We start from the raw sequence: 17,172 nt of genomic DNA on the forward strand, positions 1-17,172 counted from the left end.
TCCCATCCGGATCTGAAGCACGGTTCATTGTGGTTCGGGCTTCGTCGCGCCGCGCCCGGAGCCGGCTGCCCGCCCCTGCTGCACAATGCGTTCGAGTCCGGCGATGTGGTGTTCCAGGGCCTGCCTGCCGGATCCGGTCAGCTGCAGCCAGGTGCGCGGGCGGCGGCCGACGTAACCCTTGTTCACTTCGACGTACTGGCGCTTCTCCAGCGTCGTCACCTGCTTGGACAGCGCCGAATCGGTGATTCCCGCCGCGTCGCGCACGACGCCGAACTCGGCCCACTCGCAGGCGCTGAGGATGGCGACGATCGAAAGCCGGGTCGGGTCGACGAGCAGCGGATCGATGTGCAGCCGATTGCCGCTCATCGGTGTTTGGCCTTCGCCGCGAGCCACCGGCGGTACGCGATGTAGAGGACGCTGCCCACGATGGCGGCGCCCAGGTTCAGGATGGTGTTCGGCAGCGCGTCGTCGCTCTGGACGGGCATGGCCGTCTCGTCGAAACGCCATACGACCACGGCCGCAACCGCTACGGCGACGACGAGCCAGATCGCGCTAGTCACTATCCGGGAGCGGGCCGATCCGTCGGGGCCGGCGCCGATGATCCACGATCGGGACAGCGATCGCCTCCCCAGCAACGCGGAGCCCCAACGGGTTCGGGTGGCCAGGCCGAACACCGGGCCTGCCAGGAGGAGCGACATGACAAAGCCCCCTGACGAGGGCCCGGCCAGATCTTCGATGAGGCCGATCCCGACCAGGATCACTGTGAACACCGTGCATGCCAGCCAGACCGACGGGGCCGTCTTCTCCCGCGTCTGCCAGCGCTGCTGATCGATCTTCCGTAGTGCTGCTGCGGCTTCGTCCGCCGACGGCTCCACGTTAGCCTCCCCAGAACTACTTCCTGCCAGGAAAGTATATGCGCGAAGCAAACCTGTCAACGACCTCGTCCGCGCTGGCGTGTGATGTGCGGCGGGCGAGGAGTGCGTGCGTGCTTTCATGTCGGAATGGACGACGCGGAGCAGTGGTTCCGGCGAGGCGACCGGCTTGCCGATGAGGGTGGACCGGCCGAAGCCGAAGCGCTGGCGCTGCTGAGCGCGGCGGTGGCAGCAGGCCACGGGCCGGCCCAACTGCGGCTGGCCACATTTCTGCTCCATCAGTACTCCGATGCCGACGCCGCGTCCCACGCGGAGGCATTGCGGCTGCTGGACGAGGCGGTGGCGGCCCAGGTGCCGGGTGCCCGGAACATGCTCGGCGTCACGCTCTGGGATGACGGCGCGCTGGACGACGCCGAGGACTGCCTGCGCGCCGCGGTCGCGGACGCGGATCCGGACGCCCCCGTGAACCTGGCTGGGTTGTTGCACCAGAAGGGTGCCGACGCTGCGGCGTTTGCACTGCTGAGGCAGGCGGCGGAGCGTGGCGACGGGCCGGCCTACTGGATCGTGATGAGGCTGCTGCCGCCACACAGCCGGGCCGCGCGGGAGGTGACCGTGGCCTACGAGTCGGCGACGTCCCCGGAGGACCGGCCGGTGTGCGTCCTTATCCCCGCCGACCAGTGGCAGCTCGACGCCTCGGTGCTACCGACCGACTAACTGCCGTTCCGACGCGGCCACCCGTGGGCCAAGCAGCACGGTGCAGAGGCGTGACGCGGACATCGACCCACGATTCTTCGACGTAGCGGTTGTAACGCCGGCTCATCTCTGCTCTGGGACGCACGCTGATGCCGCGGGCCCGGCGCGGCCGATCGGTAAGTGTGTGGCGCGTTGTTGCGGGGGTCGGGACACTGCGTCGGTGACCGGTTCTGCATTGCCTCAGCTGCTTCGACCTCGCGCCCTGGCACCCGGAGATCTCGTCGTTATCGCGTCGCTGTCTGGGCCGCTGCCTGCCGCTTACGAGCCCAACGTCGAGCAGACGGTGGTCGTGCTCGAGCGGATGGGATTCCGCGTGCGTCGGGCGCCGCTCCTCGAAGTGGGCCGGAGCCATTGGTGGAGTGCGGCTACGCCGGCGGAGATCGCCGGGGAACTCAACGGTCTGCTGCGTGATCCTGAGGTCCGCGCGATCATCGCGAATGACGGCGGCCAGACGGCGCTCGGCTACCTCGACCTGATCGACGTCGAGGCGATCAGGGCCGACCCCAAGCCGATCCTCGGCTACAGCGACATCTCGCTGCTGCATCTGGTGCTCTATCAACGCACGGGCCTGATCGGATTCCATGCCGACATGGCGACCCCTGGCTTCGGCGGACACTGGCAGGCTGCGCCGGCGACGCGCCAGGCGGAACTCGAGCAGCTCTACTCCAGGTTGCTGACCGGCACCGAGGCGATCGGTGCGCTGCCGGCCAGCGCGTCGTGGGAATGCTGGCGTGCCGGGCGTGCCGAAGGCCGGCTGATCGGTGGGGTGATCAATCGCATCACGCTGCTCCAGGCGACGCGCTACGCGCTGCCGCTCGAATGGTTCGACGGCGCGGTGCTGTTCTGGGAGGAGATGGGCGGCCTGGCCTCGTACGTCTGGAGCTATCTGCACGTGCTGCGACACGCCGGCATCCTCGATCGGATCTCCGGCATGGTCGTGGGCATTCCGCGCGAGATCGGCGGACTCGATGCGCCCGACGCCTCCCCGACCCTGCCCGAGATCGTTCTCGACGTCCTCGGCGACCGTGACATCCCGGTCCTGGGCAACGTCGAGTTCGGACACGCCGGCCCGAATCTGCCGATGCCGGTCGGCATCCGCGTCGCCCTCGATGCGCAGCAGCGGACGTTGTCGCTGCTCGAACCGGCGGTACGGCCACACGCGACGGCGGGGACCGGCCGGCTGAGCACCGCGGATCAGTGAGCCGACGGCCTCGGCGGCCACGTCACAACGCTGTTCGCCGGCGCCACCAAGGCAGGTACGCGGGTGTGAAGGGATCGTGGACCGTCGCGGCGCGGTAGCGGGCGTCCAGGGTCGCCAGTATTGACCAGAGCTGGCGGCGCGCCGGCCTGTGCAGTCCTGCAAGCAGGCCCTCCAGCAGTGCGCGGTCGTCGGCGAAGGGTGGACTGAACGACCATCCGTAACGCCAGCGGTCCGCTCGCCGGCATCGGGACCAGCCTGCCCACCGGCGCAGCGCTACGGCGACGTGGCCGGGGTCAAGGCCGTGGCGGCGTTCGAAGCTGCGTATCTGGTGGTTGGTCGAGGCGGACAGTTTGGCGGGCAACGGTGTGCGTGGTGCAGGGACCAGGCACCAGCGTGGGCGGCGCGCCGAGCTCGCCCTGACCTGTCTCGCTGATCGGCGAGGCATGAACACTTCCAACGTCCGTGTCGCCCTCGATCATGCCACGACGGTCACCAACCGCTCTCCCCTATCGCCGAGATGGACCTTTGCGCAGGTCGTGACACATGCGTTCGTCGCACCAGGTCTCGCGAACTCCTATCTAGCCGATAAGTTTTACAGGATTCGAACACGCCGTTCAACCAATCACCTGGTCCATCGGTCATCGTGGATGGCATGCGTAGATCCTTGGCCGTTCTGGCCACCGCCGCTCTCGCCGCCGCAGCCGGTCTCGTCGCCTCCGCCGGCGCGATGCCAGCCTCCGCCGGCGCGGCGCCGGCCTCCGCCGTGGCCGCCGCCACCCCGCCGAACATCGTGTTCGTCCTGGTCGACGATCTGGCGTGGAACCTGGTGCAGCACATGCCGAACGTGCAGCGTCTGCAGGCCGACGGCACGACGTTCACCAACTACACCGTCACCGACTCGCTGTGCTGCCCGTCCCGCTCGTCGATCTTCACCGGGAAGTTCCCGCACGACACTGGGGTCTTCACCAACGAGGGGCCCGACGGCGGCTTCGCGGTGTTCCGCAACCGTGGCAACGAGTCGCGTACCTTCGCCACGGCACTGCAGGCACAGGGGTACACCACGGCATTCATGGGCAAGTATCTCAACGGGTACCTTCCCAAGGATCTGTACACCCCGCCGGGCTGGAGCGAGTGGTACGGCGCCGGCAACGCCTACGGCGAGTACAACTACAACCTGAACGAGAACGGCACCCTCGTGCACTACGGCAACACCGACGCCGACTATCTCACCGACGTCGTGGGCGCCAAGGGCACGTCGTTCATTCAGCGCGCGGCCGCGGCGCACAAGCCGTTCCTGCTGGAGATCTCCACGTTCGCGCCGCATGGCCCGTTCACCCCGGCCCGCCAGGACCTCGACAAGTTCCCCGGCCTGACCGCCCCGCACACGCCCGCCTGGAACACGTTGCCGACGAACGCGCCGGCATGGCTGGCCGGCAACGGCCCGCTCACCGCCGCCGAGATCGAGAAGATCAACACCGACTACCGGAAGCGGGCCCAGGCCGTCCAGGCCGTCGACCGCATGATCGCCGGGCTGCGCCGGCAGCTCACCGACTCGGGGGTCGCCGGCAACACCTACGTCGTGTTCAGCTCCGACAACGGCTTCCACATGGGCGACCACCGCCTGGTCGTAGGCAAGCAGACGGCGTTCGACCATGACGTGGTGGTGCCGCTGGTGATCGCCGGCCCTGACGTGCCCAGCGGCGTCAACCGCCCACAGGTCGTGCAGAACATCGACCTGGCACCCACGTTCCAGCGCATCGGCGGCGCTCCGGTCGCCGGCGACGTCGACGGCCGCTCCCTGGTCACGCTGCTCACCGGCGGGCAGACCGCCCCGTGGCGCACCGGCTCACTCATTGAGCACCACGGCCCGGGCGCCAGTGCCGACGACCCAGACGTCCAGGACGCCCGCAACGGCATGCCGACCACCTACGAGGCGCTGCGCACGGCGACATACACCTACGTGGAGTACGACAGCGGCGAATTCGAGTACTACGACCGCGCCACCGACCAGTACCAGCTGCACAACACCTACGTGAGCCTCTCCGCCGCCCGTAAGGCGACCCTGCACGCGGACCTGGACGCGCTGAAGAACTGCCACACGAACGCGTCCTGCTGGACCGCGGGGCACGTCAGCTGATCCAACCGGCCTCAGGTTTGCCGGCTGGGTGCTGCCGAGCGGGTCATGACGGCAAGACCGATCACGGCGAGCAGCGCGGCCGCGGCGGGGATGAAGAACACCGCGGGCAGCCCGATGGCGGCGGCGCCGAGACCTCCGGCGGCGCCGCCCAGGGCGGAGCTGACCGCGGTGGAACTGAGGAAGATGGCCGATGCGGTGGCCACGGCGGTCGGGAGCAGGCCTTGGGCGACGATGATGCCGAGGGCGGCGAAGATGCCCCACACGCCGCCCATGAGGACCTGCCCGGCGAACAGCCCGACCGGCGAGCCCGTCGTGGCGAAGCAGATGTTGGCGGCGACGCCGAAGGCCGCGCCGAGCACCATCAGGCGCATCATGCCGATTCTGCGGGCCGCGAGCACGGCAAGTGGCATCAGGACCAGTTCGACCAGCGGCTGGATGCCGATGACGGCGCCGCTGAGCGCGGCGGGGTAGTGGAGCTGGTCGTTCATGTAGATCGGCAGGTACGCATACTTGATCGACTCGCCGGCGTAGACGAGCACGTACAGGGCCGTGAAAGCCAGCAACGGCAGCATGACCCGCAGGCCGGGACGGCCGCGTACACCCGGTTCCGAGGATGCGCCCGCCGCCGGGGATGTCCTGAGTGTGCCGAGCGGGATGATCTGGGCGGCGGTGGCGATCGCCGTCGCGAGCAGCATGGTGCGCAGCGAGGTGTGCGCGGCCAGGAAGGCTCCGGTGACCGGGCCGACGACCCAGCCGGCGGTCAGGGCCATCCGCACGATGGAAACCACACCGTCGTTGTTCGGGTTCGGGTGCGCGCTCGTCTCGTCGTGGATCGCGGCGAACAGCTGCGAGGTCGCGGCGCCGCCGAACGCGCCGATGACGGCGCTGAGCACGAAGGGCATCCACAGCTGGGTCGAGAACGCGATGGCGGCCCAGCTCGCGAACCCGGCGGCGGCGCAGATGCGGAACAGGCCCAGGCGTCCGCCGGTACGGTCCGACCGCGCACCGACCAGGTAGCCGGCCACCGGTGCCGTCAGGTTGGTGAGGTAGAACAGCCCCGCGGCGGTCAGCGAGCCGCCGAGGTCATTGACCAGGAAGCGGGCGATCTGCGGGGCCGCCGCCGAGAATCCGAGCCCGGACAGGAACATCGCGATGGTTGCCCCGCGGTAGACCGGTGAGGCGAGCGTCAGCCGGATCGCCGACCTGTGCGCCGCAGGCTCGGCGAACGGCACATCCACAGGGGGTGCCGCTTCGGGGAGTGTCATGGCTGTGCCCTTCCGGATGGCCGCCGGTGCCGTGACGGCGTTCCGGCACGATGCGTACCGGCTCGCACGGTAGGGGCGAGAGCGCTCTCATGACCAGCGCCGGACGAACCATGCGGTCAGGGCCGTGACGGTCAAGGCCGTGACGGTCAGGGTCGTGCGGCGGCCGTGCTCTCCCGCACGATCAGCTCGACCGGGAATCGTTGCCGATAGCCAGCTGGCACCGGGCCGTCCAGCAGCAGCCGCGCCGCGGCGGAGGCCATGTCCTCGACCGGCATCCGCATCGTGCTCAACGGTGGGTTCGAGCACACCGCGGCGATGCTGTCGTCGAACCCCACGACGCTGACGTCCTGCGGGATTCGCCGGCCCGTCGCGGTGATCGCCTGGACGGCGCCGGCGGCCGTCAGATCGCACGCCACGAACATCGCGTCGATGTCCGGGTGCCGCTCGAGCAGCTCCCGCGCGGCGCTGAGGCCGACCTCGCGCTGGAACGCACCGCCGGTGCTCAGGTCCTCCAGCCCGAGCTCGGCGACGGCCCGCAGGTAGCCGGACCGGCGGCTGATCCCGCAGGTGTCGTCGGCCCCGTGGATCGCGGCGATACGCCGCCTGCCGAGCTGGTGAAGGTACCGCACGGCGGCATACGCACCGTCGGCGTTGTCCGCCTCGACGGCCGGCACGGACCGGGCGGTCGCCACCAGCGACACCACCCGCCTGCACTGCTGGTGCAGGCGGGCCGCGACGGCAGGCGAACCGTCGGCCAGCACCACACCGACCGACACCCGCCGCGCGATCGCGTCGACGACCTCGACATCGTCCGGATCCGTCACGGCGTGGATGCGCAGCTGCACCTCCCGGCCGTCGAGCACCGTCATGATCCCGGCCAGCACCCGGCTGTAGTACGGGTGCGAGCTGATCCATCCCACCGCGGACACGGGGGCGGCCACCACGACGTCGACGGCCGGTTGCTGCCGGGAGGCGAGGGCCCGCGCCGTCTGGTCAGGCACGTAACCCAGCTCGGCGATGACGTTCTTGACGTGCCGCCGGACCGACTCGGTGGCACCGGGCACGTTGTTCATGACCCGCGACACGGTCGAACGCGACACGCCGGCCGCGCGCGCGACGTCTTCGATCGTCAGCTTGGACCCAACCATGTTCCGTACCTTTCACGGACAAATCCCGACCAGCCCTCGACCGGCGTCAGGCGTCTGCACCACCGTACGCGCCTTGTGTACGCCTGTACATATCGCTTGCGCCGGCGGTCACATCCCGACGGCTGACGACATCACCCTGCGTACATCGTCGGGAGCCGCAGGCCGGGTGTGGCGGCGTCGGTCCCGGTCGACGTGCGGTCGATAGCGGCCCTGATCGTGCGCAGGAGGGTGGCCGCCTCGGCGGGTTTGGTGACGATCGGGATGTCGTCGGGCAGGTTGCGGCTGTTGTGGTGCTCGGCGGGATAGCCGGACATGAAGACGATCGGGGTGGCCGGGCGCTGCGCGCGGAGCTGCTCGATGAACTCGGGGGCGGGCATGCCGGGCATGACGATGTCGGAGAGGCAGAGGTCGACCTGCTGGTGCTCGTCGCGGATGACCTCGAGCGCGTCGTCGCGGGTCGGTACGTCGGTGACCTGGTAGCGGTGGCCCTGCAGGAGACGCCGGGTGGTCTCGCGGACCCGCGGGTCGTCCTCGATGAGCAGGATGTGTTCGTCCTCGCCGTCGCTGGTGGCGGTGGCGACGGGAACATAGGGCAGCACGGTGACGGGCTGGTCCGTGGCGGGCAGGTCGATGGTGAAGCGGGTGCCTCGTCCCGGTTCGGAGAACAGGGTGATGGTGCCGGCCGCCTCGCGGACGACGCCGTAGACGGTGGCGAGGCCCAGGCCGCTGCCGTTGCCGGCGCCCTTGGTGGTGAAGAAGGGTTCGAAGGCGCGGCGTTGCACCTCGGGGGTCATGCCGCAGCCGGTGTCGGTGACGGTCACCCGGACGAAGCGGCCGTCCACCGCGGCGGTGCTGATGGTGAGCTCGCCGCCGCTGGGCATGGCTGCGCGGGCGTTGACGACGAGGTTCATGATGAGCTGCTCGAGCCGGCTGGGGTCGATGGTGACGCAGCTGATCGTCGGGTCGGGTCTGATGACGAAGTCGATGTCCTCGCCGATGGTCCGGCGAAGCAGCCGTTCGACGTCGGCGATCACCGCGTTGATGTTGACCAGCTGCGGGTGGGACGGTTGCAGCCGGGTGAAGATGAGCAGTTGCCGGGTCAGTGCGGCGCCGCGGCGGGCGGCGTCGGCGATGGCATCGGCGTCGCGGGAGCACGGGTGCTCCGGGCCGAGTTCGTCGAGGATGAAGTCGGCGTATCCGCTGATGACGTGGAGCAGGTTGTTGAAGTCGTGGGCGATGCCGCCGGCGAGCTGGCCGAGGGAGTCGAGCCGTTCAGCCTGATGGAGCTGGCGGGCCAGTTCCTCGCGTTCGTGTGCGGCCTCGATCTGGGTGGTGACGTCGCGGAGGATCCCTTCGACCGCGACGGGCGCGCCGTCGCCGGGGTGCACCGCGACGAGCCGGTGCTCGATCCACGCCTCGGTGCCGTTGGGTCGCCGCCAGCGGGTGAGGAACGGCTGCGGTGGTGGCGCCAGCCAGGCCCGGCGCTCCTGCTCGAGGTCGTCTGGGTGCACCGCGTCGAAGATGAGCTCCGGCCGGGCGTAGAGGACACCCGGGTGGTGGCCGTTGAGCTCGACGATGCCGGGGCTGACGTACTCCACCCTCGGGACGGGCGTGAGCCGGTATTTGACGACGACGTCGCTGAGGTGTTCGGCGATGAGCCGGAACCGTTCCTCGGCGGTGTGCAGGGCCGCCTGCGCTTGGCGGCGTTCGTGCCGTTCCCGGGCGTCGCGCAGCTCGCGGTGCGCGGCGGGCGCGAGGCGGGACAGGCTGTCCTTGAGGACGAAGTCCTGGGCGCCGGCGCGCATGAGCGCCGCCGCCGACTCCTCGCCGATCTGGCCGGACACCACAATGAACGGGATGTCCAGGCCGGTCTGCCGCAGCAGCGCCAGCGCGGCCTCGGCGTTGAACCGGGGCATGCTGTTGTCGGAGATCACCAGGTCGGGCGGGCTGCGGTCGAGCTCGGCGGCCATCGCCTCCGGGGTCTCCACCCGGCGGTAGTCGATGGTCAGGCCGGCGCGGCGCAGCCGCTTGACGACCAGGATCGCGTCATCCTCGCTGTCCTCGACGAGCAGCAGCTGCATGGCGTCCATGACGGTCAGGTGTTGTTGCGGGTCAGCGCCGGCTGGTTCACCAGCAGCCAGTACAGGCCGAGCACCCGGACCGCTTCCAGAAACTCGGCGAAGACGACGGGCTTGCGCACGAAGCTGTTCGCGCCGAGGTCGTAGGTCTGGACGATGTCGAGCTCCTCGGTGGAGGTGGTGAGCACGATGATCGGCAGGTACCGGGTGCGCGGGTTGGCGCGGACGGCGCGCAGCACGTCCAGCCCGCTGACCTTGGGCAGGTTGAGGTCGAGCAGGACGATGGCCGGCAGCGGGTTCTCCGCGCCGCCGTCCTCGGGCACCAGGTAGCGCAGGGCCTCCTCCCCGTCCGCGGCGATGTCGACGCGGTTGGTCATGTTGTTCTTCTTCAGCGCCCGCAGCGTCAACGCCACGTCGTCGGGGCTGTCGTCGACCAGGAGGATGGTGTTGGTGTTGTTCATGCGATCGTCCCCTCGAGGGCGGCCGGCGCCGGGTGGGGTGTGTCGTCCCGCGCGGTGCTGGTCAGGTTGAAGGTGAAGGTCGCGCCGTTGCCGATCTCGGCGTGGGCGGAGATGGTGCCGCCGTGCCGGCGGATCACCCTGGCGACGATGGCCAGGCCGATGCCCGTGCCTTCGAACTCGGCGACCGGGTGCAGCCGCTGGAAGGCGTTGAACAGCTTGCCGGCGTACTGCATGTCGAATCCGGCGCCGTTGTCGCGGACGAAGTACAGCTCCTCCGTGCCGTGGGTGACGCGGCCGACCTCGATGACGGGGTCGGCGCGTTTGCTGCTGAACTTCCAGGCGTTGGCGAGCAGGTTGTGCAGGGCCATGCGGATCAGCTGCGGGTCGCCGTAGGCCCGCAGATCGTCGGCGATGCGGGTGGTGACGGTGCGTCCCGGGTCGGCGGCGGCGAGTTCGGCGAGGACCTCGCCGGCGATGCCGCTCAGGTCGACGGTCTCGCGGACGATCTCCGCGCGGGTGGCCCGGGACAGGTTGAGCAGGTCGTCGATCATGCGTCCCATCCGCTGCACGTTGTGCTGGATTCGCCGCAGGTAGTCCCGGCCCTCCTCGTCCAGGACGTCGATGTAGTCCTCCAGCAGCGCGTCGCTGAAGCCGTGCAACGAGCGCAGCGGGGCGCGCAGGTCGTGGGAGACCGAGTAGGCGAACGCGTCGAGCTCCCGGGTGGACGCCTCCAGCTCCGCGGTGCGTTCCCGGACGCGGGTCTCCAGGTGGGCGTTGAGCTGGCGCACCTCCTCTTCGGCCTGCTTGCGTTCGGTGATGTCCGTCGAAATGCCGCACACCGCGTACGGCTGCCCGGCGCTGTCCTTGACCGGGAACTTGACCGAGATGTAGGTGCGGATCTCCGCGTCGACTTCGGCGGTCTCCTCGTACTGCACGGTCCCGCCGGCCTTCGCCACGCCGAGGTCGTTCGCACGCAGCTGCTCGGCGAGGGCGGGTGGGAACACCTCCTGGTCGGTGAGGCTGATCACCCGGCCGCGGTCGACCCCGAAGAGCCGTTCCCATTCGCCGTTCACCAACACGTACTGGCCGTTGTCGATGCGCTTCATGTAGATGACGGCGGACGTGTTGTCGATCAGGTCCTGCAACTGGTTGTGGCTCGCCGCAGCCTCCTGCTCGGCGTCGCGGCGCGCGCCGGCCTGCCGGACCGCGACCCGGTGGGCCAGCACGGCCAGGCCGGCGAGGATCGGCAGGAATGCGCTGGCGGTGACGGCCACCGCCCGATGGCCGGCCGGAACCGATACCGCCGGCACCGCCAGCGTGGCCAGCAGCGCCGCCGCGAACGCGCGGTGCAGCACCGTCAGGCCGTCGACGCGGGCCGACCAGCGCGTCAACCACCGGCCACCGGGCCGCGGCGACGCGGCGGTGCCGTGCGTTTCGCCAAGGGGCGCGGCGCCCGGCGGTGACGCGCCGGCGGGCGGCGCGGATTCCTGGCCCGTGCCCGCGGTCGGCACCGTCGACATCGCGACCCCCAGCGCCCCGCAGTCGGTCGACTACTCTGTGTAGTTGACCGTAGCATCTACGATGCCGGTGCGCTGCCGGACCGGGGCGGCGCCGGCGGCGACGTATTCGATGCGCAGCGTCCGGTTGACGCGGTCGACAAGGTCGAGCACGTCGCGGTGGTCGCGGCCCGACCCGTGGACGATGCCGAGGTAGGTGAGCGTCCCGTCCCGCCAGTCCAGCGCGTCACCGACCTGCTTGAACGTCTCAACGGTGACGCCGTGGTGCCGGTCGAGCTCCTCGACGCCATCGAACCGGCGCACCGCGGCCGCCTCCATCGGGGGCGTGAGGAAGTACTGGAACGTGTGCCGGCGATACGCGCCCGCCGGTTGGTCGTCGTCGCGGTCGAGCGCCACGAGGAGCGCGGCGCGGATCAGGTCGAAGCCGCGGGCGCGGCGGATCAGGTCGGCGACGTAACCCCCGACGCGGCCGTTGACCTCGATCACCCGCGGTCCGGCCGGGGTCAGCTTGACCTCGACGTGGGTGGCGCCGTCGCGCACGCCGAGGGCGGCCAGCGCCGCGGAGGTCAGGTCCAGCACGCGCCGGCGATCCGATTCCGACAGGGTGCTCGGCACGACGTACCCGGTCTCGCGGAAGGGGGCGGCGAGGGGAAACTTGCCGGTGATCTCGACGTGCCGGGTCACGCCGCGGTGCGTGATCGACTCGACCGAGACGTAGTCGCCCCAGCCGGGTCCGGCGGCCGACGGGTCGCCGGCGAGGATCTCCTCGACGACGAACTCGCGACCGGACATGCCGGGGCCGGACAGGAAGTCACGCAGGCGTGCGGCCGCGTCCGCGTGGCTGGTGACCCGGCAGGTCCGTGCGCCGGCGGCGCCGCTGCGCGGCTTGAGCACCGCGGGCAGGCCGACCTCGGCCAGCGCGGCGGCGAGGTCGGCGACCTGCCGGACGGCGCGGCAGCGGGTAGCCTGCACGCCCGCCTCGGCGAGCAGCCGACGTTGCAGGTACTTGTCGGTGGCCGCGCGCGCCGCCTCCGGGGTCAGGAACGCCCAGCCGCGGCCGTGGGCCAGCGCCGCGGTCCGGTTGAGCTGGCTCTCGCTGAACGTCGTGATCCCGGCCAGGCCGGCCCGGTCCACGACGTCCTCGAGCTCCTGCGCCGTGCGGCCGGTGATGTCGTAGGTCGCCGCGAGGACGCTGAGCTCGTCGAACCGCGACGCGACGTAGCTCAGACTCCGGTCGCACAGGAACACCACGTCGGCGAGGCCACGAGCGGCGGCCAGAATGCTCAGCGGGCTCGCCGCGCCGAAGTCCAGCAGGACCGCCAGTCGCGGCAGTTCCGCGCCGCCCCCACGGCCCGCCGTGGCCACGGTCATCGCAGCGGCCGAGGCCGCGGTGCCGGTACTGCCGGTACCGCTGCCGCCGTGGTCTGGCCGGGAGGGGGCGGGAAGAACGCCACCCGCTGGAAGAACCGGATGTAGCGGTCGAGGAGGTCGGCGTCCACCGGGGGCATGCGCCGGTCCAGGTCGGCCAGGGCGCGATCCGCGTGCTCGGAGCCGAACCGGGGAAAGCGGGAGGTGAGGTACATCTGCTTGACCACCAGGCCGCTCAGCGGACTGCGATCGACCCACAGCGGCACGAACGGCGTGAACGGGTGCTCCGGATGGTCGCAGGCGTGGCGGACGGCGCGGCGGACCCAGTCCGGGTACGCCGCCGTCCGGATCGGGTAGCCGTGCTCGCGCAGCCGTTCGACCATGTCGGCGAGGCGTGCCGGCCGCGGGTTGGTCAGATGGTAGGTGCGCGTGTCCGCGGTCCTGGTCAGCGCGATGTGGACGATCTGCGCGGCCAGCACGTCGACCGGCACCAGATCGAGCGGAAGGTCGATGTCGGGCGCCACCCCCACGTCCACGATGAGCCGCAGCAGGGCGCAGGTGGCGTTCTCCAGGTTCCACGCCCCGTCGGTGAGGTCACCGGACACCTCGTACGGCCGGTAGATCGACACCGGCAGCCCGGCCGCGGCGGCGCCGCGCAGCAGTTCCTCCGCCACCCACTTGGTCTCCGTGTAGCCCATGTACAGGTGCTCCGGGAAGTCCAACGGGGTGTCCTCCGTGACCGCGGGCACGCCGGCCGCGCCGAACCCGGCAAGCACCGCGAGGCTGGACACCGCGTGCACCGGTATCCCCCGCCGGTGCCCGGCGAGCCGGATCAGCTCCTTCACCCCGTGCACCGTCACCTTGGCCAGGTCCGCGTACGGATACGTGAAGTTGACGTACGCGGCCGAGTGGATGATCAGCCCGAGCGTCCCGGCGTAGTGTTCGAAGTCCTCCGGCGGCAGCCCGAGCAGCGGCTGGGCGAGGTCACCGACGACCGGAACGACCCGCGCGGGCGGCACCTCGCCGAGCCCGTACCGGGTCTGTGCCGCCTGGATGCGGTGCGCGGCCTGCCCGGGGTCCAGCGCCCGGACCAGGCAGTGGATCCGGGCATCGGTCAGCCGCAACAGCTCCCGCAGCAGGTAGCTGCCGACGAAGCCGCTCGCACCGGTGAGCAGGATGTCCTGGCCCGCCTCTCCGGCCGCCCGCGCGGGTCCCGTGACGGGGATCGGCACGTCCAGCGTGGCCTCCCGCCGGAAGTCGATGGCCGGACCCTCCGGGGCCCGGCCGAGGGTGCCCGAGCGCGCCTCGGCCACCGCCGCCGCGCACGCCTCCAGCGACGGGTCCGCCAGCAGCCGCGCGGTCAGGAACCGGCTCTGCGCGGCGTCGATCCCGAAGGTGGTCTGCAGCCGGGTGAACACCCGGGCGGCGGTCAGCGAGTTGCCGCCCAGCGCGAAGAAGTCGTCGTCCAGGCCGATGTCGTCGACGTCGAGCGCTTCGGACCACAGCCGCGCCAGCCCGACCTGTAGCGCCGTCTGCGGCGTGCGCCCGCGCGGTTGCGCGGAGCTGTCCTGCTGGAGTGCCACCCGCGCCAGCGTCGCGGCGAGCGCCGCCCCGTCGACCTTGCCCGTGCCGGTCAGCGGCAACCGCTCCACTGCCACCAGCGTGGCCGGGACCATGAACTGCGGCAGCCAGTCGGCGAGGAACTCCCGGACCCGCGCCGCGGTCGCGGCGTCGCCGGCATCAGCGTCGAGCACATAGAACGCCGCGATCGAGCGCACCCGGGCGCCGTCACCGACCGGCACCACCGCGGCCTCACCGACACCGGGGCACCGCGACAGCACGCCCTGGATCTCGTCGAGGTCGACCCGGAAGTCCCGGAATTTCACCATCCGGTCGAGCCGGCCGATGAACTCGATCGTGCCGTCCGGCAACCACCGGGCCAGGTCCCCGGTCCGGAACAGCCGCGCGTCCGGCCGCCGCCCGGCCGGATCGGCGACGAAGCGACGCGCGGTGAGGTCCGGGCTGTTGAGGTACCCGACCGCCACACCGTCACCGCCGACCCAGAGCTCCCCCGGCTCGCCGACCGGCGCGGGCTCTCCCTCGGCGGTCACGATCCGGCACGTCGAGTTGGCGACCGGCCGGCCGATCGGGATGCCGGCCAGACCGGGCGGCACCGCCTCGATCCGGTAGGTGGTCGAGAACGTCGTGTTCTCCGTCGGTCCGTAGGCGTTGAGCAGGGACTCCGGCGGACCCGCGGCCAGCACCCGCCGCACCAGCTCCGGATTGAGCACGTCACCGCCGGAGATCAGGCACCGCAGGCCACGGAACATCGCCGGCCTGGACCGCGCGCAGTGATGGAACACCCCCGCCGACAGCCACGCGACCGTGACCCTGGCCGAGTCGAACACCGCCTGCAGCCGCGCCGGATCGACCAGGCTCTCCGCGTCGACCACGACGACCCGCGCGCCGTTGAGCAACGCCCCCCAGATCTCGAACACCGACGCGTCGAACGCGAGGTGCCCGGTGTTGGCGACCCGATCCTGCCGCCCGAGCTCGATGTAGTTGGTGTTGATCACCAGCCGCGCCACCGCCCGGTGCGGCACCGCGACCGCCTTCGGCGGGCCCGTCGACCCGGACGTGAACATCACGTACGCGACGTCGCCGCCGCCGCGGTGGACCGGCGACCAGGCCACGTCAGCGCCGTCGCGGAACGCGGCGACCTCCAGCCCGGGAATCCGGTCCAGCAGCCCGACCGCACCCGGCAGCCACACCATCCGCCGGATCGACAGCTCGTCGGCCAGCGCCCGGAGCCGACCCACCGGATCGGAGCGATCCAGCGGCACGTACACGGCCCCGGCCTTGAGCACGGCCAGGATCGCCGCCGGCGCCTCCAGGCTCCGCTCGCCGAGCACGCCGACCGGCTCACCCGCCCGCACCCCGAAGTCCACCAGCCGCGCCGCCAGCCGGTCGGACCACCGGTCCAGCTCGCCGTAGGAGACGCTCCGCCGGCCGTCCACCACGGCCACCGCGTCCGGCGCACGCGTGACGGCGTCGGCGAACAGCGCCGCGATCGACCGGTCGTCCGGGTAGGCACCGTGCGGCCCCTGGCCCATCGCACCGGCGTGGGCACCCGCCACCGTCTCAGACATGGTCCGCACCTCCGTCCACGCCGACGCAGCGGCGCACAACGGATCTCAGACCGATGCCGGCCACCTCATGTACACACACGAAGGTCACGACTGTCGATAGACGAGACCTTGATCGTCCCGCAATCGGCGCCGATTCACCCGATCGAGCAACCAGGGTCAGGCGTACGCCTCCTCCTCGGTCAGCCTGCCGAGCGCCCGTGCCCGCTCCACCGACATGGCCCTTGCCGCCATGATGGCGTTCAGGTCGCGGTGTTCCCCGCCGACCACACCCAGGCCGGATCGTTCGAACTCTTCATACTGCGCCTTGATCGCATCGACGACGCGGCGGCGGTCGAGGGTCGCGAGATCGGATGAGACCATCGCGGCGGCGACGGCCGCCATCAGGAACGTCCGTGCCTTCTTACGGTTGGCGGGCACCTCGCTGAGTGCCGTGAACGCGGCATCCAGCGGCTCCTGGATGTCCCTGAGCCGCCAGTCGTCGCGGTCCCGCCGTCCTTCGACCCGCAACAGCATGTAGTCGTAGCCGAGCAGGTGCTCGGGTGTGGTGCCGCCCGGTTTCTGGTGGTACAGCTGGCCGTTCTGCACGGACAGTCGCTCCACGGCGATCTTCTCCGCCGAGGCGAGGATGACCGCGAAGTACCCCGGCCGCAGGGTGGCGGCGGTCTGGCCGCCCGCCGCGCTGATCCATTCCTGGTGGAACCCGAGGTGGACGTCGCCGCCGGTCGCCTCGAGCAGGTCGCGGGTGCCTGCGGTGAGGGTCGAGGCCAGCCCGATCACCTGGCCGAGCGGCGGAGCGACCAGGCCGGAGAACTGTTTGAGCACACCGATCGCGGTGCCGAGGTAGTCCTTGCCCTTCAACGCCAGCAGCGCGGCGTCGACCTCGACCACGCCGCCGTTGTACGGCAGGAGCTCGGTGAGGCGGTAGTTGAGGCGGACGCCCTGGGACAGCCGGTCCGTCGGCGGCTGGGCGACCTTGCTGAACGAGACCTGCTGATTGCCGAACTGCAGCCGCACCTCGGCGTGCACGGCTGGGTGGACCTCACGGACCCAGTTGACGCGGTCGGTGAGGAACATCTCGCTCAACCAGAGCCGGAAGTAGCTGGCGTACGGTTCGAGATCCACCTGGTCCGGGCCGAGATCTGTCCGCTCGACCGGGATCGGCGCGTACACGCAGTGGGTCGCGGCGCGCTGGAGCCACTTCATGACGGCATCCCGCAAGGCTT

The 17,172-nt window shown here is 70.7% G+C and carries 13 protein-coding genes; 3 read left to right on the plus strand and 10 right to left on the minus strand.

Translation table 11 applies throughout. The features are described 5' to 3' along the window. Nucleotides 1-24: 24 nt before the first annotated feature. Both AB0K00_RS27060 and AB0K00_RS27065 read right to left on the minus strand, forming a co-directional pair. Entirely contained in the window at nucleotides 25-366 is a 342-nt protein-coding gene (locus AB0K00_RS27060) for a transcriptional regulator (RefSeq protein WP_363525187.1), read from the minus strand. Next, nucleotides 363-875 (minus strand): hypothetical protein, encoded by a 513-nt coding sequence (locus AB0K00_RS27065; protein ID WP_363525190.1) that lies wholly within the window; start codon nucleotides 873-875, stop codon nucleotides 363-365. The genes AB0K00_RS27060 and AB0K00_RS27065 overlap by 4 nt, the downstream gene beginning before the upstream one ends. Nucleotides 876-1,001: 126 nt before the next feature. Here AB0K00_RS27065 and AB0K00_RS27070 point away from each other — a divergent pair, with 126 nt between their 5' ends. From AB0K00_RS27070 to AB0K00_RS27080, 3 genes are all read left to right on the plus strand, one after another. Next, nucleotides 1,002-1,586: a hypothetical protein gene (locus tag AB0K00_RS27070; RefSeq protein ID WP_363525193.1), complete on the plus strand. Its 585-nt coding sequence runs from the start codon at nucleotides 1,002-1,004 to the stop codon at nucleotides 1,584-1,586. A gap of 199 nt (nucleotides 1,587-1,785) precedes the next feature. Next, nucleotides 1,786-2,826, plus strand: a complete 1,041-nt coding sequence (locus tag AB0K00_RS27075) for a S66 peptidase family protein (protein WP_363525196.1) — start codon at nucleotides 1,786-1,788, stop codon at nucleotides 2,824-2,826. Nucleotides 2,827-3,478: 652 nt separating this feature from the next. Further along, nucleotides 3,479-4,963, plus strand: a complete 1,485-nt coding sequence (locus tag AB0K00_RS27080; protein ID WP_363525199.1) for a sulfatase — start codon at nucleotides 3,479-3,481, stop codon at nucleotides 4,961-4,963. 11 nt (nucleotides 4,964-4,974) lie between these two features. On the opposite strand, the gene AB0K00_RS27085 is transcribed toward AB0K00_RS27080, so the two are convergent. The 8 genes from AB0K00_RS27085 to AB0K00_RS27120 form a co-directional block, all read right to left on the minus strand. Then, a complete protein-coding gene (locus tag AB0K00_RS27085; protein ID WP_363525201.1) occupies nucleotides 4,975-6,228 on the minus strand; it encodes an MFS transporter in 1,254 nt (417 codons plus the stop codon). Between the two features lie 146 nt (nucleotides 6,229-6,374). Beyond that, a complete protein-coding gene (locus tag AB0K00_RS27090) occupies nucleotides 6,375-7,376 on the minus strand; it encodes a LacI family DNA-binding transcriptional regulator (RefSeq protein ID WP_363525204.1) in 1,002 nt (333 codons plus the stop codon). 131 nt (nucleotides 7,377-7,507) lie between these two features. After that, entirely contained in the window at nucleotides 7,508-9,466 is a 1,959-nt protein-coding gene (locus AB0K00_RS27095; RefSeq protein ID WP_363525207.1) for a response regulator, read from the minus strand. Nucleotides 9,467-9,471: 5 nt separating this feature from the next. Beyond that, nucleotides 9,472-9,915 (minus strand): response regulator, encoded by a 444-nt coding sequence (locus tag AB0K00_RS27100; protein WP_363525209.1) that lies wholly within the window; start codon nucleotides 9,913-9,915, stop codon nucleotides 9,472-9,474. Continuing rightward, nucleotides 9,912-11,435, minus strand: a complete 1,524-nt coding sequence (locus AB0K00_RS27105) for an ATP-binding protein (RefSeq protein WP_363525212.1) — start codon at nucleotides 11,433-11,435, stop codon at nucleotides 9,912-9,914. The genes AB0K00_RS27100 and AB0K00_RS27105 overlap by 4 nt, the downstream gene beginning before the upstream one ends. 30 nt (nucleotides 11,436-11,465) lie before the next feature. Then, nucleotides 11,466-12,803: an ATP-grasp domain-containing protein gene (locus tag AB0K00_RS27110; protein WP_363525215.1), complete on the minus strand. Its 1,338-nt coding sequence runs from the start codon at nucleotides 12,801-12,803 to the stop codon at nucleotides 11,466-11,468. Beyond that, entirely contained in the window at nucleotides 12,800-15,949 is a 3,150-nt protein-coding gene (locus AB0K00_RS27115) for an amino acid adenylation domain-containing protein (protein WP_363525218.1), read from the minus strand. The genes AB0K00_RS27110 and AB0K00_RS27115 overlap by 4 nt, the downstream gene beginning before the upstream one ends. Before the next feature lie 156 nt (nucleotides 15,950-16,105). Further along, entirely contained in the window at nucleotides 16,106-17,152 is a 1,047-nt protein-coding gene (locus AB0K00_RS27120) for a hypothetical protein (protein ID WP_363525221.1), read from the minus strand. Between the last annotated feature and the right edge of the window lie 20 nt (nucleotides 17,153-17,172).

It is taken from the genome of Dactylosporangium sp. NPDC049525 (assembly GCF_040676755.1).
GTDB lineage: Bacteria > Actinomycetota > Actinomycetes > Mycobacteriales > Micromonosporaceae > Dactylosporangium.